Origin of the sequence: Thermogymnomonas acidicola JCM 13583 (assembly GCF_001316105.1) — an archaeon.
GTDB classification, from domain to species: Archaea; Thermoplasmatota; Thermoplasmata; order Thermoplasmatales; family Thermoplasmataceae; genus Thermogymnomonas; species Thermogymnomonas acidicola.
This window is the reverse complement of sequence record NZ_BBCP01000001.1, coordinates 158,017-174,828: the sequence shown is the minus strand read 5'-3', so window position 1 is coordinate 174,828 and position 16,812 is coordinate 158,017. Positions and strand designations below refer to the sequence as shown.

General features: G+C 57.1%; 24 protein-coding genes and 2 pseudogenes. 14 read left to right on the top strand and 12 right to left on the bottom strand.

The genetic code is table 11. The features are described 5' to 3' along the window. Nucleotides 1–160: 160 nt before the first annotated feature. From JCM13583_RS01210 to JCM13583_RS13485, 5 genes are read left to right on the top strand one after another with little or no spacing between them, the layout of a single operon-like run. A complete protein-coding gene (locus JCM13583_RS01210) occupies nucleotides 161–2,185 on the top strand; it encodes a carboxypeptidase-like regulatory domain-containing protein (protein ID WP_171823322.1) in 2,025 nt (674 codons plus the stop codon). Beyond that, nucleotides 2,067–3,617 (top strand): hypothetical protein, encoded by a 1,551-nt coding sequence (locus JCM13583_RS13490; protein ID WP_171823321.1) that lies wholly within the window; start codon nucleotides 2,067–2,069, stop codon nucleotides 3,615–3,617. Before JCM13583_RS01210 ends, JCM13583_RS13490 begins: the two co-directional genes overlap by 119 nt. Beyond that, nucleotides 3,614–3,901, top strand: a complete 288-nt coding sequence (locus JCM13583_RS01200) for a hypothetical protein (RefSeq protein ID WP_075056364.1) — start codon at nucleotides 3,614–3,616, stop codon at nucleotides 3,899–3,901. Before JCM13583_RS13490 ends, JCM13583_RS01200 begins: the two co-directional genes overlap by 4 nt. Further along, entirely contained in the window at nucleotides 3,898–4,524 is a 627-nt protein-coding gene (locus JCM13583_RS01195) for a hypothetical protein (protein ID WP_075056363.1), read from the top strand. Before JCM13583_RS01200 ends, JCM13583_RS01195 begins: the two co-directional genes overlap by 4 nt. Continuing rightward, nucleotides 4,514–4,690: a hypothetical protein gene (locus JCM13583_RS13485; protein WP_171823320.1), complete on the top strand. Its 177-nt coding sequence runs from the start codon at nucleotides 4,514–4,516 to the stop codon at nucleotides 4,688–4,690. The genes JCM13583_RS01195 and JCM13583_RS13485 overlap by 11 nt, the downstream gene beginning before the upstream one ends. A 192-nt stretch (nucleotides 4,691–4,882) precedes the next feature. On the opposite strand, the gene JCM13583_RS01190 is transcribed toward JCM13583_RS13485, so the two are convergent. From JCM13583_RS01190 to JCM13583_RS01170, 6 genes are all read right to left on the bottom strand, one after another. Then, the gene (locus tag JCM13583_RS01190) at nucleotides 4,883–5,530 is read right to left on the bottom strand and encodes a hypothetical protein (protein ID WP_075056362.1); all 648 of its coding nucleotides are present in this window, start codon (nucleotides 5,528–5,530) and stop codon (nucleotides 4,883–4,885) included. Nucleotides 5,531–5,668: 138 nt separating this feature from the next. Continuing rightward, complete coding sequence (locus tag JCM13583_RS01185; protein ID WP_075056361.1) at nucleotides 5,669–6,763, bottom strand: DHH family phosphoesterase; 1,095 nt, start codon at nucleotides 6,761–6,763, stop codon at nucleotides 5,669–5,671. 88 nt (nucleotides 6,764–6,851) lie between these two features. Continuing rightward, nucleotides 6,852–7,046, bottom strand: coding sequence for a hypothetical protein (locus JCM13583_RS11725; RefSeq protein WP_162509156.1), 195 nt, complete (start codon nucleotides 7,044–7,046; stop codon nucleotides 6,852–6,854). Continuing rightward, nucleotides 7,022–7,462, bottom strand: a complete 441-nt coding sequence (locus JCM13583_RS01180; protein WP_075056360.1) for a 30S ribosomal protein S15 — start codon at nucleotides 7,460–7,462, stop codon at nucleotides 7,022–7,024. Before JCM13583_RS01180 ends, JCM13583_RS11725 begins: the two co-directional genes overlap by 25 nt. 36 nt (nucleotides 7,463–7,498) lie before the next feature. After that, a complete protein-coding gene (locus tag JCM13583_RS01175) occupies nucleotides 7,499–7,681 on the bottom strand; it encodes a hypothetical protein (RefSeq protein ID WP_075056359.1) in 183 nt (60 codons plus the stop codon). Between the two features lie 99 nt (nucleotides 7,682–7,780). Continuing rightward, a complete protein-coding gene (locus JCM13583_RS01170; protein WP_075056469.1) occupies nucleotides 7,781–8,452 on the bottom strand; it encodes a hypothetical protein in 672 nt (223 codons plus the stop codon). Between the two features lie 101 nt (nucleotides 8,453–8,553). Between JCM13583_RS01170 and JCM13583_RS01165 the strand changes: the two genes are divergently transcribed. Both JCM13583_RS01165 and JCM13583_RS11720 read left to right on the top strand, forming a co-directional pair. Continuing rightward, the gene (locus JCM13583_RS01165; protein ID WP_162509205.1) at nucleotides 8,554–8,955 is read left to right on the top strand and encodes a cob(I)yrinic acid a,c-diamide adenosyltransferase; all 402 of its coding nucleotides are present in this window, start codon (nucleotides 8,554–8,556) and stop codon (nucleotides 8,953–8,955) included. Nucleotides 8,956–9,010: 55 nt separating this feature from the next. Continuing rightward, on the top strand, nucleotides 9,011–9,136 hold the full coding sequence (locus tag JCM13583_RS11720; RefSeq protein WP_162509155.1) for a cob(I)yrinic acid a,c-diamide adenosyltransferase: 126 nt from the start codon (nucleotides 9,011–9,013) through the stop codon (nucleotides 9,134–9,136). Here the strand turns inward: JCM13583_RS11720 and JCM13583_RS01160 are convergent. After that, nucleotides 9,093–9,476, bottom strand: a complete 384-nt coding sequence (locus JCM13583_RS01160) for a hypothetical protein (RefSeq protein WP_075056358.1) — start codon at nucleotides 9,474–9,476, stop codon at nucleotides 9,093–9,095. The genes JCM13583_RS11720 and JCM13583_RS01160 overlap by 44 nt on opposite strands. Before the next feature lie 250 nt (nucleotides 9,477–9,726). Here JCM13583_RS01160 and JCM13583_RS11715 point away from each other — a divergent pair, with 250 nt between their 5' ends. From JCM13583_RS11715 to ilvC, 7 genes are all read left to right on the top strand, one after another. Continuing rightward, nucleotides 9,727–10,053, top strand: a complete 327-nt coding sequence (locus tag JCM13583_RS11715; protein WP_171823319.1) for a hypothetical protein — start codon at nucleotides 9,727–9,729, stop codon at nucleotides 10,051–10,053. 136 nt (nucleotides 10,054–10,189) lie between these two features. Further along, a complete protein-coding gene (locus JCM13583_RS11705; RefSeq protein WP_162509152.1) occupies nucleotides 10,190–10,444 on the top strand; it encodes a hypothetical protein in 255 nt (84 codons plus the stop codon). Continuing rightward, nucleotides 10,411–10,605, top strand: a complete 195-nt coding sequence (locus JCM13583_RS11700) for a hypothetical protein (RefSeq protein WP_162509151.1) — start codon at nucleotides 10,411–10,413, stop codon at nucleotides 10,603–10,605. Before JCM13583_RS11705 ends, JCM13583_RS11700 begins: the two co-directional genes overlap by 34 nt. After that, nucleotides 10,545–11,048, top strand: coding sequence for a hypothetical protein (locus JCM13583_RS11695; protein ID WP_162509150.1), 504 nt, complete (start codon nucleotides 10,545–10,547; stop codon nucleotides 11,046–11,048). The genes JCM13583_RS11700 and JCM13583_RS11695 overlap by 61 nt, the downstream gene beginning before the upstream one ends. Next, the gene (locus JCM13583_RS11690; protein ID WP_171823318.1) at nucleotides 10,984–11,415 is read left to right on the top strand and encodes a hypothetical protein; all 432 of its coding nucleotides are present in this window, start codon (nucleotides 10,984–10,986) and stop codon (nucleotides 11,413–11,415) included. The genes JCM13583_RS11695 and JCM13583_RS11690 overlap by 65 nt, the downstream gene beginning before the upstream one ends. Continuing rightward, nucleotides 11,387–11,638 carry a hypothetical protein gene (locus JCM13583_RS01150; protein ID WP_075056357.1) on the top strand — a complete coding sequence of 84 codons (252 nt, stop codon included), beginning with the start codon at nucleotides 11,387–11,389 and terminating at the stop codon, nucleotides 11,636–11,638. The genes JCM13583_RS11690 and JCM13583_RS01150 overlap by 29 nt, the downstream gene beginning before the upstream one ends. Further along, nucleotides 11,632–12,660: a ketol-acid reductoisomerase gene (gene ilvC / locus JCM13583_RS01145; protein WP_075056356.1), complete on the top strand. Its 1,029-nt coding sequence runs from the start codon at nucleotides 11,632–11,634 to the stop codon at nucleotides 12,658–12,660. Before JCM13583_RS01150 ends, ilvC begins: the two co-directional genes overlap by 7 nt. On the opposite strand, the gene JCM13583_RS01140 is transcribed toward ilvC, so the two are convergent. The 5 genes and pseudogenes from JCM13583_RS01140 to JCM13583_RS01125 form a co-directional block, all read right to left on the bottom strand. Continuing rightward, nucleotides 12,623–13,477 carry a hypothetical protein gene (locus JCM13583_RS01140; RefSeq protein WP_075056355.1) on the bottom strand — a complete coding sequence of 285 codons (855 nt, stop codon included), beginning with the start codon at nucleotides 13,475–13,477 and terminating at the stop codon, nucleotides 12,623–12,625. The two genes, ilvC and JCM13583_RS01140, sit on opposite strands and share 38 nt — an antisense overlap. Next, a complete protein-coding gene (locus tag JCM13583_RS11685; protein ID WP_162509148.1) occupies nucleotides 13,474–13,671 on the bottom strand; it encodes a hypothetical protein in 198 nt (65 codons plus the stop codon). Before JCM13583_RS11685 ends, JCM13583_RS01140 begins: the two co-directional genes overlap by 4 nt. Nucleotides 13,672–13,712: 41 nt before the next feature. Continuing rightward, nucleotides 13,713–14,205 (bottom strand): annotated as a pseudogene (locus tag JCM13583_RS01135) (3-isopropylmalate dehydratase small subunit). Then, nucleotides 14,202–15,479, bottom strand: a pseudogene (locus JCM13583_RS01130) (3-isopropylmalate dehydratase large subunit). The pseudogenes JCM13583_RS01135 and JCM13583_RS01130 overlap by 4 nt, the downstream one beginning before the upstream one ends. 5 nt (nucleotides 15,480–15,484) lie before the next feature. Next, nucleotides 15,485–16,618 carry a hypothetical protein gene (locus tag JCM13583_RS01125; RefSeq protein ID WP_075056468.1) on the bottom strand — a complete coding sequence of 378 codons (1,134 nt, stop codon included), beginning with the start codon at nucleotides 16,616–16,618 and terminating at the stop codon, nucleotides 15,485–15,487. Nucleotides 16,619–16,812: the final 194 nt, after the last annotated feature.

The following is a 16,812-nucleotide window of genomic DNA, read 5'->3' as shown; positions in this document are numbered from 1 at the left end:
CCCATATCTTACAACCTTGTATACACCCCCGGCATTCTACAACACGACAATATACCGCTTCATGATCGGTTACCCCCTCATCCGCCACCGGAGTCCCCCGGTGAAATACCGGGCTACTCCTCATCCATTTCCAACTACCCCCGCCATGCCGGCCTGGAACATGAGCCACTTCGAACTCGTCTATGTCGGCGTCCTCTGGAACCCGTACAAGGACTACGAGGCACACCCCAACGCATGGCAGATAATTCCATTGCAGGAGGCTTACAAGTACGAGGTCGACAACATAGGCACTGTTGACTTCCAGTTCTCCGGTTCTAACTTCTTCTCCCAGGCTGACCCCATCGTGGCTTACTACCCTGGAGCCATCGTGGAAGGGAGGGTGACACTTCCGAACGGGCAACCCGTTGCTGGAATCAGGGTCACTCTCCTTGACCAGTACGGAATACCCCACAATGTGACGTACACCAACAGCCAGGGTTACTACTCACTTGTGGCAGTTCCCGGGAATGACAGCATAGTGTTCTCAACAGGCCCCGAAAACCCAATCGAGCTTGTCGGGAGCCACGAGCTGGGCAAGGTTAAAATAAATGTGACGCAGAACGAGGCCATGAGGATACCTGAATACTACAACACCACAACAGGCCTGCCTGACTACTACTTCGTGGAGAACTTCCAGGTGCCCACCACCACCCTGTCGGGCTCTGTCTACCTGAACGAGACATCACCCACCGGCAACATGACCATGCCCATTGAGAGCGGCACTCTGACACTTTACAATTCAACATTCAACGCAGAGTTCAATGCCACGGTGAGCGGTGGCCAGTACCACCTCTCGGACATACCAGCCTACAACTACACAGCAAGCGTCTACTCTGATGGAAACAACTACGCCGACGTGCAGAACATCTCTGTCTCGATCGGTAGCAACCAGGCAAACGTTTACGTCGCACTTGACAACCTCACAGTGAAGGCCGAATCGAACGGCGTTGATTACGGAGGCCTGACGGTGAGTCTCTCCGGAAACGGGCACGATCTTGTCAAGAGAACATCCGCGAACGGGAGTGCCGGCTTTGAGGTAACACCGGGCAACTACACTGTCAGCATATCGAGCCCAGGAGTGTTCAGCAGTGAGCAGAACGTGACGGTATCCGGCTGGGGGGGCAAAAAGCTCTCGGTCACGCTGGAGCCCAGGCTCAGTGCAAGCATAGATGTATCGACAGACGCTAGGGTATTCAACGTTACGGTCCTGAAGGACGGAGTGCAGGTTGTAGGCTCGGCATCTAACTTCTCCGGAACATACTCGCTGCAGGTCGTGCCCGGCGTGTACACGATCTATGTGACGAGTGGCCACATGTCCAACTTAACCACTGTAAAGGTCAGCGGAGTGGCCAGCGAGCACCTGGTGCTGGAGCCGTCTGCCTATGTCACCCTCTCCTCGTACTACCCTGGTGTCTCCAGCTATAACTGGACCTACGAGGTCTTAGGCCACGGGGCAGTGATTGGAGCCACTGGAAACTCCTCCTCGAGGTATTACAGCATCCTCCTGCCCCCCCTGGGAAGCTACATGCTCAGTGCGGAGGGTGTGCACTCTGGAACGGTAGACACATCACTGAAGCCAATCTCGCTGCAGGACAACTACAGCATCAACATGAGCCTGGCCAGCTCGCACTCAGAATCTGTTTTCATCTACAACAGCAATGCTTCGTCTTCCTATAGCAGCAGTTCCGCAGTGAGCGGCGGAATGGCTGTGGCGGAGCTCGACGGCCAGCCAATTGGGTTCCAGGAGGTCAGTGGGCAGGGGTACGCCACGTTCTACCTCCCGAACGGGATAAATGCCTCATCATACGAATATGAGAGCCCATACTATGTGGTCTCCTCTGCTCCATCCGGCACAAACTCAACTTACATAGGGGCGGAGCCCCCTGATGAAGGATGTCTCAATGCATGTCATGACCTCCATGGGAAGCTGGGCCAACGGCACCGTTACCCTGTCAGGTGTGAGGTCATTCACGGGAACGCTGGCGAACGGCACTGCAAATGTTTACGTGATGCCCGGGGTTTACTCAGTGGAGATAAGTTCACCGGAGTACGGTGCGAGCGTGAGCGTTCCCACCATCGTTGTTCCCTTCAACCAGAACGCATCGGTCAGCGAGGTGTTGCAGCCACTCTCCACACTGACTGTTGATGCGCCGCACTACGAGATATTCAGCTCGAACGGGAGCGTTGTGAGCGGACACAACCTGGTGCCAGGTTACTACACAGTGTACTCCGAGAACGGGACCAAGAGCAACATAACGGTACTGTATGTTGACCGGAACGTGACAGTGAGGCCAGCTATGGAGCCCTCATACGTTCTCGGCCTCAACAACTCTGCCTCGGCTAGCGGCAACTACACCATAAGGAACGGCATGGCAATCATTGTGACATCGAACAGCAGCATACTGCTGCCATATGGGTCCTACAGTATCCAGTTCAATTCAAGGGTCTCGAACACCACCGGGTCCTTCACACTGAGCGGCAGTGCAAGCGTGAGCCTGGTGGCGAATGAGACAGTGAGAGTGAGTGTGCACGCAGTGCCTTTCTACACCCAGGTTACAGGCAAAGCCTACGTCGGTGGGTCACCGGCCGCTCTCTCCAGTGTGGTCATAACAGGCGAGAACGGCTCAAAAGTTGCGGCAACATCCACAGGCGTTTCCGGGGCGTTCAGCGTTAACCTGACCTCCGGGGACTACGGCATCTATGTGACGGACGCCAGCGGCTCTTATGCATACTTCGGTTCGTTCACTGTTGGGCCATTCCAGAAGAGCGAAGACCTGGTCATCACGCTCCAGAAAGCGGGCAGAGTTTACGTGTCGGAGAACCTTGGAAGCCAGCTGCTCCACCAGAACGTCACCGTGAGCTCGAACGGCGCCAGCATGAACGTCACGCCCTTCACATACTTCGTGCTGCCTTACGGCAATTACTCGTTCTCCTCATCCATATCGAAGCACACGGTTATAAACGGCATAAATGAGACAATAACGTTCGGCACAAACGTTACGCAGAGCGTAGCAGGGACAACGTATGTGCAGTTGACTCTCGTGGAAGAGCCCGTGGCATCATTCATAGTGAAGCAGACCCAGGTACCCAACGTGACGCTCCTCGGTTCTGTTGAGGTTAAGTTCCAGCTGAGCAATGCAGGAAACTTCAACGCCACTGTTAACCTTTCAAGTGCCAGCAGCTCATGGGTGGCCGCCTTCAACAGGAGCTCCATATACCTACCGGTCGGTGCAACGGTCAACCTGAGCGCACAGCTCCGCATGGTGAAGCCGGTTCAGAGCGGCACAGAGGAGGTGCCTGTATCCGTGAGGTACTCGTCTGGCAACTCCACCGTTGACCTCACAGTTAACGTAACACAGGTGCCTGGCATATCGCTCTCAACCTCTGTGCCGGGCATACCGGACGGAAAGGCCCTAAAACTGCCAGTGTACATCAACAACACGGGTGACACCGGCATACTGCTGACGCCGTCCATAGGGAACCAGAGCGGCCTCAACTTCACGCACTGGAACGCCACCCTCACCTACGCCAACGGTACTGCGGTTCACCATGTTTACCTGGCTTCGGCGTCAACATGACACTATACGTCCTCCTCACGCCCACCTCCAACGTAACAGCGCCGGTCAGCGTGCCTGTGACGTTCACAAACACAACATACAACATAACGAAGAGCGTGACCGTGTACACTGCCATGCCCGGAGTAAGCTACCAGGTACCCCCCCCGTACCCGACCGGGCCGAATGTAATAGCGAACTACACAGGTGACCCGTTCATCAACCTCGAGGCTGGCCTCATAGCCATAGTCCTGATAGTGGCAGTTGGCATCGGTGTTGCAGTTTACAGGAACAGGAGGAGACCATGAGGAAGATCGGAATCGCGGTGTTGCTCATCGTAATGGCCATGGGCATGCTCATCCCTGCAGCGCACGCCTCATCTCCAACCAGCATCTTCACAGCCTCTGTCACTGCCCCGTCCTATTCAGCGACCAACACCTCCATAACGGTGTGGGTGAACGATTCCGTGGGCTTCAGGGACTACGCCTTGCAGGTGATATTCTACGGCCAGAACCTCACAGGCATGAGCCCGTCCGGGACATACTACAACAGCAGTGCAAACACCTCGGACTTCAGGATCCCAGTCAAGACACCGGACACAGGAGGGGGGGTGCTGTACCTGTACATAGAGACCTGGGCCCGTGACGGCTCCTCCGTTCTGAAATACACGACGACCATCAGCATACAGGTGGTGCAGCCATACGTCCTGAACGCAGTGATAAATAACCCGGAGAACGTGCCCATAGACAACGTGACCGTCTACTTCTACGTGGACAACACCCTGGTCGGTTCAAAGGTCGTGAACCTCTCCCCGGACTCTACCACTACCGTGCGGTACGACTGGATAATACCTTACCCGCCATACCACCCAGCAGACGGGGGAGCACACACTCAGGGTCGTTGTGAGCAGCCCCCCCACGGTGAAGGTTGACGGCAGCACCGACTACGCTACGTCCACCTTCTATTACGGGCAGCCGCCGAACTATGACTGGATATATTACGTTGTTGCCGTTGTGGCTGTGGTAATGATAGTGGTGGCGACATCCAGGAGGAGGCCCCCCCAGACGCCCGGCGGCAGGCCAAAGTGGAAGAGGTGAGTCCGACCCAGGGGGGATCTCAAGGAGGGCATGAGGACGGTACCACACCACTTTCGGCTCGGTTGTGAAGAGCGTGGTGTAACGGAATTCCACACAGGGGGGGGAAGCAAGAGAATGATGCGGTTTCAGTGCCCCCAAGCGATCCACTGGGGGGGAAATGTGGCCAGTTATTCAGGCCCTGAATTGGTCCACCTAGATCGACTTTTTCAGTGTCTTGAACTCCACCTCTATGAGGTCCCTCTTCCTCACGCCCTTTATCTCCTGGAAGCTGTAACTGTCACCGTCTATCCTCGCAATCCTGGCTGCGGAAAGGGCGTTATCATGCATCTTGTGCGGCACGCTGGTCTTCCTCTCGTCCACTATCCTGAAGTCAAGGCCCATCCTCTCCAGCATAGAGGTGATCTCGGCCCTGTTTGGCAGGTCTCCGTTCCCGACATTTATGACTATTTCCCTGTAAGAGTAGCTGCTCACTATACTCTCCAGCTGCACCCTGAGGCTCTGGATGGACGGGCACTCGGTCGCCTCAAGGAGTATGCTCTCACCCATAACAGCAAGGCCCGGGTATGGCCCAGGGTCTATGCCGACCGTTATCCTCTTGAAGTGTGTCTTGTTGAGCAGGTACGGGATGGCCTTCCTGACAGCACTATCCGGCCTCGAATCCCTGACCTGCACGGGAAAGGTTTCAACATCCGTTTCAGAAGTGAGAACGACGGCAACATCGGGAGGTATGTCATTGGGGGGGTTCTCAAGGCTCACAAAAGGGAGGCCCCATTTCTTAAGCTCAACAATTATATTGTGATAAAACCTGAAATCGGAGGTGTATATACCTATCCGTCTCATTCATCTCATTTATTCAACCATTGCATATATTCTTTCTGACCAACACCCCCCCTCCCGGAAGGGTGAGGCCTGTCGTTCTTCTTGTCGTGTCCGGACGCGTATGTCACTCCGCACTGGCACCCTGACCAGCCTTGCCGTTCAGCTGGATACCCACAAGCCTGCCCACAATCTCCACAAACTGCCTCTCCCTTCCCTTGGGTATCGAGGCACCGGCTGCGATGTCATGCCCCCCCCTCCTGTACCCCCCCCTACCTCCCTGGAGGCCTCTGCCATCACAGTGGATAGGTTCAGGCCCCTCTCGACTAGCCTCCTGGAGGCCCTCGATGACACCTTTGTGGTGCCATCGCCGACGTTGAAGCCAATCAGCGGCTTGTCCTGCGGGAGCACATAGAGGGTCAGGAGGCCAGCTATGGAGCCTGCCATCTCTGATTCGGGCGCGTAGAAGTACCTCACGTTCTGTTCCTCGAATATCTCCTTGGAGGCCCTGTAGGCGTAGTCTATTAGCTTGCCCTTGTACGTTTTCCAGTTGGCCAGCATCTCCTGCCTGACACCCTCATCACCCAGGAAGAACTGCACCGGGACGCCGTTTCTGCCCACCTTGGCGTTTCCGTCTATTATGCCAGATATGTCCTTGGATGAAAGGCCGTACTGGTCGAAGATGTAGAGATCCGTCTCGGTGTACCTGATAGCCTCGCTCCCGGCACCCTGCGATATGAGCCAGGCAGCGAGGGCATTGATCGCCTGTGCCTTCTCGTCCTCTGTGAGTTCGGCAAGCCTCCTTGCAGGGTCCAGGCCTATCCCCCCCCTAAGGAACTCCTCAGTCCTCTCCATGGAACCTGACAGGTCCCTGAAGAACGGATCCGTGGAGAACGCTATGGCCTCCGCGAGCGTCTCTCCCTCAAGGTTTGGGCCCCTGATACTCCTGTAGTTTGGCCCAGTGCTTCTATTATGGCCCTGTTGAGGCCTGTGAAGCCGCCTATGTCCTGCTTGTCCGCAATGGCACCTGAGAGCATGAAGGGGGAAGCTGTCCGAGTTCTCCTCGGACATGGCAAGGGAAAAGGCAAAGGCCATGGTGGCTCCGCAGGCTCCCCCCCTGGTTCCGTCTATGCCGAAGTCCCTTGCATTTATGTTCATCCCCCCCTTAACCGTTGCCCTGTTGTAGAAGTGGTGGTCAAGGACCAGGACGTTCTCCATGTCCGGAACAAACCGCAGCTGGTCAGAGCCTGCGTCCACAACTATGGTGAAAAGGTCGGGGGGGCCTCCATCATCCTCTTCCTGAAATTCTCTGCATCGAGCTCCTTTATGAAGCCCGCCTGGTACCTTATGCCCTCCCTCTCGAGGCCCGCGTGAGGATTATGACCGCGCTTGTGCCGTCGCCGTCATAGTGGCCCAGAACACGCACCGTATCGTGCGCCCTGACCTCAGCCGCAGCCTTCTTGAGGGCATTCAGGAGGTCTGGGGGGGTATGAAGCCTACGCTCATCCGGTGACCCTAAAGAACCTTGCTGAGGTTCCACTCCTCTGAAAGGTAGCCCTCCCTCTTGTAGTACTTCACGAGCCTCAGGATCTTTGACATGAGCAGTGCCTGTCTCCTCTTGTTGTCCAGGTCGTTCTTGTTCATCTCCACATGCTTGGTTATGTTCCTGTACCTCTCTATGAGGTTCATGAGGTCCTCGGGCACCTGGGGCGCCATGCCCAGCTCCTGGATTATCTTGCCCAGCTTCTTGCGCATGACTGTCCTGGTGGACGGAATCCCGTACTGGTCCCTGAGGGTGATGCCAATCATAGAATAGCTCATGCCCTGTGACCTGAGGTTCCTTATGGTGTCCACCACCTCCTGGTCGCTCATCTGCACCCATGATGGCCTTGTTTCCGTATAGACTCTCTTTGAACCCGACTTACCCCCCCTCTTTCTGGTATGCAATCGTGCCATAGTGACTTTTCCGTTATCTTTTCCTTGTATTTATTGTTATTTTACCAACCTTTCCCTGTTCCCTGTGCGGTTCCCCTTGTCCGGCCGTGCCACCACAAAGGTTGGCCGTACAATTGGCTCACCCCTCTCACAGGCATCCAGGCACGAGTAGAATGGGGGGGCGCTGTCAGCCCCCCCGTAGTCCCAGCATGCAGCCTCACACTCACTGTACCCGCGCATGTACCTGACGATGCAGTGGAGTGCAAAAACGTTGCCGGAGTGCGTCTTACATTTTCTGAATCAGCGTGAACACTTTGCGAAGGCGGGAGTCGTAAACCGTCACAGTGGGCCGAACATGCACTCGTACCTGACGACAATCTCGGATGCCACCGACCATATCGTCAGCTCGTCTGGAAAGATCGAGTGCGCACTGTAACGTGAATAGACATCCGTCTGGAAGTCCCCTTCAGCGAAGCCGCCTATGACCAGTGACATGTCTTCTCTGATTATGTCCTCCGGCTTAGATGGCCTGCCCCCCCTCGGCGATAGGAGCACGACCTCTTTCCCGAGGTCGTCCAGGAGGGAGAAGAGATCGGCATCTTTCAAGGTGAGCAGTTTCTCCTGGCCGCTCTGTATCTCCTGCTTCTTGAAGAGGTCTTCCATGAGGCCGACGAACCTGTTGTATGACTTCGGTACCCTTGTCTGCGGTGCGATGTGTATGACTTTGTTGTGCTTCGTGTGGATGTAAACCCTGAGGAGTCCCCCCCTCTTGTTCAGGATCGATTCCTGCAGGACCTGCAGGAGTATGTAGAAGATGTCTGGCCTCCCCATCCTGGTGGAGCCGCCGGGAAAGTGCCTCTCTATGGCACCGTGCAGGAAGTTAGAATCGAGGAGCACCTCCGCTGCAGGCTTCTTCCTCTTCTTCGCGTACTTCCTCACCTGGTAGTCATCCAGCATCTCCCCCCCGGGGATCAGCTCGAGCTCCGCATCAGCTATCACTACGTTGAGCATTCCCACGTGTATTGGGAGGGAGTAGAAAAACATGGGATCAGATAGCGTTAACTCTGCGTTGCGGATATACATGGAGGTGTTCCTTTGAGGCTAACCAGGGGCTGGTAGAAGTATACACTGGCAACGGGAAGGGAAAGACCACTGCCTCGTTTGGCCTGGCCCTGAGAGCGGCCGGGTGGGGTATGCACGTCTACATACTGCAGTTTATGAAGCTGGGCACCTACGGGGGGGAGAACAGGGGGGGCGTGAACAACCTCGGGGAGCTGATAAGGCTCGAATACGTGGGCATGCCCTACTTCATCGTCTGGGAAGACGAGTACAGGAAGGGAAACAACGGGAGGGTTGCAAACGTCAAGGTCTGCCCGAGGGGGGCCAGCCCCCGCCAGAGTACAGGAACCTGGCCCAGGAGGCGTTCAGGAAAGCGGAAGAGGAGATGCTCTCGTGCCGCTGGGACGTTGTCATACTGGACGAGGTCAACGTTGCCATCTATTATGGCCTGGTAGACGAGGACCAGGTCATTAAGATGATCGACGAAAAGCCCCCCCGAACACGGAACTCGTGATGACAGGGAGGAAGATGCCGGAGAGGATAATGGAGAGGGCTGACCTGGTGACGGAGATGGTGGAGGTAAAGCACCCTTTCAGGGCCGGTGTGCCTGCCCGGAGGGGGGGCATAGACTTCTGACCTCCCGGTACCTCTGCCTGCAGCGTTGGCACCTGGATAACAGTTCGGTGAGGTTGGCTTCGGCATCCAGCGGATTTGAGACCAGCAGGTGCTGGATCCGTTCCACCCCCCCCTCAAGGGGGGATGTGTGCCTGAAGCCCCCCCTCTTTAGCATTTCCCCCCCAACGATCTCCTCATGGCGCCTCAGTGCAGAAGACGGGTCAACTAGTTTCCTCTCAAGGAAGCCGCCTATGTTTCTTCCCATCCCTATTGACGACACGAGCATGTGGATTTCCACGTGTTCCCCCCCGAGCAGGTGCCTGTCACACATGTAAACTGGGTTCACCATCCACATCCGCATACACTGCTATATCCCACATTGATTAAAAAATATGTCAAATAACGCTTTACATATGGAATTTTTTCATAGGAAAGCGGCAGAAAATATTAAATATAATCATTGCCTGCCACTGATCAGCATGGCTGCAGCTCCTGTGTTGGTGTGTGACGACAGTGTTGTTGTCGCTGCAGTCATTATTATCTTACACTGAACCAGCTGTGGCTGGTTTCAGGAGGTTGATATGAGAGGGTCTGAGGCTGTTGTGAGATTCATGGAGGACGTGGGTGCGGGCCACCTCTTCGGGATACCCGGGGGTGCAAACCTTGCCATATACCAGTCGCTGGCCGGTTCCAGGGTCAGGCACCACCTGACCAGGACGGAACAGGGTGCCGCCCACATGGCCGACGGTTACGCAAGGGTGACCGGAAGGGCAGGCTTCTGCATAGCCACATCCGGGCCCGGGGGGGCAACGAACCTGGTAACAGGCCTGGGCACAGCGTACATGGACAGCATACCGGTGGTGGCAATAACCGGGCAGGTGGGGGGGACGAAGGCGCTTGGGACAGACGCATTCCAGGAGCAGACGTCTTTGACGTGATGATACCCGTGACGAAGGCCAACTACAAGGTGAAGAGGCCAGAGGACCTGGTGCCAACACTGAGGAAGGCGTACGCCACGGCCATGTCAGGTCGCAGGGGGGGCCGGTTGCCGTTGACATACCCAGCGACATATCCATGTCACAGGTGGAGTACACAGCGTACAGGTACGAAGGTGCAAAGTTCCCGGAGGTGCCAGACGTCTCGGAGGCTGTGGGCGCTCTCAGGTCATCCCAGAGGCCCGTGATCCTTGCTGGAGGCGGTGCCAAGGCTGAGGGCTGCAGGGAACTCATCCTGGAGCTCTCCAGGAGGATCGGCGCACCGGTGGTCACGACTGTCATGGGGGGGAAGGGGGGGCGGTGCCCGAGGACTACGAACTGGCCCTGGGCATAACCGGGATACACGGCAGAGGCTCTTCCAGGTACGTGCTGAACAGGTCTGACTTCGTGATGGCCCTGGGGGGGCCAGGTTCAGTGACAGGACGACAGCGAAGATGGACGAGTTCATACCCTCAAGGACCGTGGTGCATGTGGTCAATGACGAGGCGGAGATAGGCAAGAGGAAGAAGGACGTCATAGGCATCAGGGCAGACATAGTGGACTTCCTGAGGGAGTTCCTGAAGTACGTGGGAGAGAACGAGAGGAGGGAGGCATGGGTACAGGAGGTCAGGAAGGTCAGGGAGTTCTGCAGGTGTGACTTCAACTTCATGAGTGAGCCGATGAAGCCGCAGAAACTCATACACGCAATGAACTCAGTGCTCCCGGAGGACGCGATACTCGTGGCCGATGTGGGGCAGCACCAGATGTTCGCTGCGCACTACTTCGAGGCCAGGGGGGGAACCCGGAAGTTCATAACGTCCGGAGGCATGGGCACCATGGGCTACGCACTGCCTGCAGCCATAGGGGGCAAAGATAGGGAGGCCGGACAAGCCAGTGGTCGCCCTCATAGGAGACGGCGGCTTCATGATGACCGTGTCGGAACTGGCCACTGCTGTTGAGGAAGATGTGGCTGTGAAAGCGGTTGTGATGAACAATGCAAGCCTCGGCATGATAAGGCAGTTCCAGGCCCACTTCTACGGTAACGTCATATACGCCGCGGACTACAGCAAGGCGCCCAATTTCGCAAAGATAGCGGAGGGCTTCGGCGTCCAGTCCAGCACGGTTGAGAGGCCCTCAGAGATGGAGGATGCCCTCAGAGAGATGCTGGCCTACAGGGGGGGGCCCTACGTTCTCGAGGTAAGGACAGACAGGGAGGAGGAGTGCCTGCCCATGACGCCACCCTGGGGAGGAAAGGCGGACATAATATACGGAAGGTGCAGGTGGAAGGAGGTGGAGAATGGTGAAGTTGCTGGTTTCAGCCAATAAGGAGGATGGAGTGCTCCAGAGGACGTATTTTGAGTTCTCCAGGAGGAACATAGAGATGAGGAGTCTCAAGTACGAGGAGGAAGGCGGGATGGTGAGGATAGAGATAGAGCCGTACAGGTGGGAAGATACAGAGAAGGTGCTGAAGCACCTCAGGAGGATCAGCGGTGTTGTGGACGTGAGCGTTGTGAACGACCTTGTAAGGGAGGAGGAAAGGGCATGGTGAACGTGCTTACGGAAAAGGACGCGGACATGAAATACCTTGATGGAAAGACTGTGGCCGTCATAGGTTACGGCATCCAGGGAAGGGCGCAGGCCCTGAACCTCAGGGATTCCGGGGTGGACGTGATAGTTGGCGTCAGGAAAAATGGCGAGAGCTACAGGCAGGCCAGGGACGACGGCTTCGAGCCCATGGAGATCAGCGAGGCGGCAGATGCTGGGGGGGACGTGATCATGGTGCTCATCCCTGACGAGACCCAGGAAAGGGTCTACAGGGAGAGCATAATGCCCCACCTCACAGAGGGCAAGACCCTGGAGTTCGCCCATGGCTTCAACATAAGGTTCAGGAGGATCGTCCCACCGGCGAACGTGGACGTGATCATGGTGGCACCCAAGGCGCCCGGGGGGGCCATGGTGAGGAAGACGTTCCTGGAAGGGTTCGGCACACCATCGCTGGTCGCAGTGGAGCAGGACTATACAGGTAAGGCATTCCAGACCGCCATGGCCATAGCGAAGGGGGGGATCGGTGCGACCAGGGCAGGGGGGGTCATAAGGACGACCTTCACTGAGGAGACCGAGACAGACCTGTTCGGCGAGCAAGTTGTGCTCTGCGGCGGCATTTCGCAGCTCATAAAGAGGGCCTTCGATTTCCTGGTCTCCAGGGGGGGCTACCAGCCGGAGATAGCCTACTTCGAGGTGCTCCACGAGATGAAGCTCATCGTTGACCTCATACAGGCGGGAGGCATTGAGAACATGTGGGACGGCGTCAGCAACACAGCGGAGTACGGCGGGAGGACCAGGGGGGGTGGAAGGGTCATAGACGAGCACTACGAGGCAGCCATGGACAGGATACTCAGGGACATCAAGGACGGCTCCTTTGCGAAGGAGTGGATGGACGAATACTACTCAGGGCAGAAGAACCTCGATGCCATGAGGGAGAAGGCGAGAAAGGAGCAGATAGAGGTCATAGGGAAGGAGATAAGGGCCATGTTCAGGCCCGTGAAGGAGAGGGCCAGTGCCAGGACGTAGTCATACTGCGCCCCTCAGTTTTTTCATGAATTCCCTGAAGACCTCGGAACTCCTCATTTTTCCCCCCCGCATCCGGTGTCAGTATCCGGGACCTGTAGCACTCTGCAACGCAGTCGTTTATTGCCTTTGACAGTCCTGGATGCCCGTTGTACTCCAGGAGCATGGATGCGGCGAGGATTGTAGCAAACGGGTTCGCTATGTCCTTCCCTGCTATGTCTGGTGCGGAGCCATGCACAGGTTCGAAAAGGCCTGGCCTTCTGTCGCCTATGTTTGCGCTTGGAGCAAAGCCGAGGCCATGGAATAGGCCAGCAGCCAGGTCAGAGAGTATGTCCCCCCCGTACAGGTTAGGCGCCACTATGACCTCATACTTCTCAGGGTTCCTGGCCATGTCGTAGGCAACAGAATCTGCATACTGGAAGGTGAACTCGAATCCATCCCTCTGCAGGACCTCTGCAGCCACGCTCCTCCACAGGGAATACATGTTCGGCACCGCGTTCGCCTTGTCTGTCACGGTGATTTTCCTGCCCCCCCTGTAGATGCTGAGCCTGGAGAAGAACCTCCTCAGGTGGGCCTCTGACATGATGCCGATGTCGAAAGCCATGTTTCCCCCCCGTACCGAGAGGCGCACGCCGATTGTGCCCTCGCAGCCGTACAGGCCCAGTGGCCGCTCGATGCCACTCCTGTCCCCCCCTCCTATGCCCACGTAGAACTCCTGGGTGTTCTCCCTGAACACCACCAGTTCCCTGCCTGTGACAAAGGAGCGGACAGGTCTTACGTTGGCGAAGAGGTCCAGGGTGGCCCTCAGGTTCAGGATCACGCCCCCTCTCCATGATGCCGGGCCTCACCCTGGGATCGCCTATGGCGCCAAAGAGCACCGCGTCCTTCTTCCTGATCTCCTCCACCTCTTCCTCCTTCATCACCGTGCCGCTCTCCAGGTACCTTTGCGAAGAGATCCCCGAATTCCTGGAAGTCCACGTTCTCCAGCATCTCTGACATCATCTCTACGGCCATTGGCACCGTCTCCTTGCCAATGCCGTCCCCCGGGATGACCGCTACCTTGAGCGTAGCCCGCCACCCTTCACGTAGTTTATGAGGCCGCCTGCCCTTATTATCCCGGCTATGAACTCCGGGTACGGGCTGAACGTGTACCTGCCCCCTGGGGGGGGTATCTATGGTGCCTTGGTCAGTGTCAACCCTTATGGTGTCCCCCTGCTCAACATCAACATCAGCCTCTATCACCGGAAGGCCCAGGTTTATGGAGTTCCTGTAGAATATCCTCGCAAAGCTCTTCGCCACCACGCAGGATATGCCAGCGCCCTGGATGGCCAGCACAGCGTGCTCCCTGCTCGACCCTGACCCGAAGTTCCTGCCCGCCACGATGATGTCTCCTGGCCTCACAGCACCCCCCCTCATTTCCGGGACAGTGTATTCCAGTATGTGTTCCGCCAGCTTCTTCCTGTCAGATGTGACAAGGTACCTGGCAGGTATTATCTGGTCTGTGTCTATGTTGTCACCGAGCTTCCACACCCTGCCTTCCATGATCATCTGGCCAGCACCTCCTCTGGCTTCACTATTCTGCCTGCAACTGCGCTCGCAGCCACCACAGACGGGTTCGCCAGGTAGACCTTCGAGTCCCTGTCACCCATCCTGCCCAGGAAGTTCCTGTTCGTGCTTGATATGCACACCTCCCCCCCTGGCCCGAGGACACCCATGTAGCCGCCAAGGCACGCGCCGCAGGTCGGGCCGGAGAAGAAGCCACCCGCCTCCACGATTATTTCTGCCAGGCCCTCCCTTATGGCGTCCTCATAGACCCTCTGGCTCGATGGCACCACGATGAGCCTAACCGAAGGGTGAACCTTCCTGCCCCCCCTCAGGATCTCCGCTGCCTTCCTTATGTCCTCCAGCCGGCCGTTAGTGCACGAACCGATGTATGCCTGGTCTATGTGGTCATCGACCTCGCTCACCGGCCTCACGTTGTCCGGCGAGCCTGGTAGGGCCACCTGAGGCTCGAGCTCTGTGGCATCTATGTGGATGTCGCTGACATACTCAGCGTCCGAGTCTGCAGATACCTCCCTGTACGTGCCCCCTCACACGGCCCCCCCTTAGGTACTCATGCGTCTTCTTGTCGACATGCACATAGGCGCACTTGGCTCCGGCCTCAGTGGTCATGTTCGCAATGGTCATCCTCTCAGCAACGTCGAGGAGCGATATGGTGCTGCCGTAGAATTCCATCGACCTGTAGCGTGCACCCTCCACCCCCCCGATCTCGGATATGACCCTGAGTATTATGTCCTTCCCCCCCTCAACGTATGGGTCCGGCTCGCCATCTACCTGGAACCTCATACTCTGGGGCACGCGAAACCACATGCGGCCCGTGGCGAATATCACACCCGCTTCGGTGCTGCCTATGCCCACAGATATTGCCCCCAGGGCACCGTATGTGCATGTGTGGGAATCCGCGCCAGCTATGAGCCTTCCAGGCGCAGCGAACCCTTGTTCCATCATCACCTGGTGGCACACCCCCCCTCCGCGCCCCCCCACCTCGAAGTAGTTCTCTATGCCGTACTTCCACACGAAGTCCCGGAGCTTCCTGGCCTGTATGGCGCTCGCTATGTCCTTGGCCGGGACAAAGTGGTCAGGTATCAGCACGATCTTCTCCCTTATTGGCTCCATGCCCAGCTGTTGAAGGCTTCTATGGCCGGCGCACCTGTGATGTCGTTGGCCATCACGTAGTCTACTTCCGCCTCCACAAAATCGCCAGCGTAGGCATCAGTGCCAGAATGGGCCGAGAAAACCTTCTCTGCAACCGTCTTTCCCAACACAATCACCTCGCACTCTCAAACCTCTCCACGACCTCATCCTCCGTGATCCGCCCACCTGATGCCTTTATGGAGCGCAGGACTGCCCTCGCCTCCTCCTCGTCAATCTCCATTCCCCCCCTGTTCCTGAAGGCCCATATCACTGCGTTTATGCCGGAGTGCTTCCCGAAGACCACCTCCCTCCTCCGCCCGACGATGGCTGGGTCGAAGGCCTCGTAGGTCGAAGGCTCGTTTATGACGCCATGCACGTGTATGCCCGCCTCGTGGGAGAAGGAGTTCTGCCCCCCCACTATGGCCCTGTTGGGCTGCACCGGTACACCGGACTTCTCCGCCACCAGGCGGGAGAGATCGTAGAGCCTGTCCTTCCTTATGCCTGTCCTGCAGCCCAGGAAAGCCTCTGCCCCCCCGAGGACACACTCCTCGAGCGAGGCGTTGCCTGCCCTCTCGCCAATGCCATTGACCGTTACCTGCATCTGCCTGGCCCCGGCGGCTATGCCGAACAGCGTGTTCGCTGTGGCGAGGCCGAAGTCGTTGTGGCAGTGCACTGATAGATCGGTGCTGAACGCGGAGTGCACCTCCCTGACCATCTCGAACATGGACGAGGGGGGGAACATGACGCCCACGGTGTCGGGTATGTTAATCCACCTGGCCCCCCCTGCTTCCACGGCAGTTGCAATTGCCCTGAAGAGGAACTCCCTGTCGGACCTTGTGGCGTCCTCGGGCGAGAACATGGTGCCTATGCCAGAGGACGAGCACCTCTCCACTGAATCCCTTATCCTGGATATCACCTGATCCCTGTTCATGCGCAGCTTGTAATGCATATGCGTATCCGATGTGGCTATAAATACATGCACCAGGGAAGCCCCTGAATTTATGGCCCTCTCGATATCCCCTGTATTGCACCGGGCCAGTGCCGCCACCTCGGACCTTGACACGGTGGAGGCCACCTGTGCCACGGCGTCCATCTCTTCCTCTGATACCGCGGGAAAGCCTGCCTCTATTATATCAACACCAGCTTCCTCCAGAGCCGATGCTATCTCCACCTTGTCCCTGGCACCGAAGGCGACGCCCGGAGTCTGCTCCCCCCCGTCCCTGAGCGTGGTATCGAAGACCACGACGCGGCCGCAGTCCCTCTTCACGTACCAGGGGCTCCATATCCGGTAACTCTGTACACTATCCTCTCTTCCTTCACCGCCCGAAAACACAGACACCACCTCTTGCCCTCAGTTACGGTACAGGATGGTGCCTGCCAGAGTGTAATAAGAGAACGCAGGACACCTCTTCTGTTACCGTGGGCAACACTGGTAGGCTATAGCATACCATTGTTAATAAA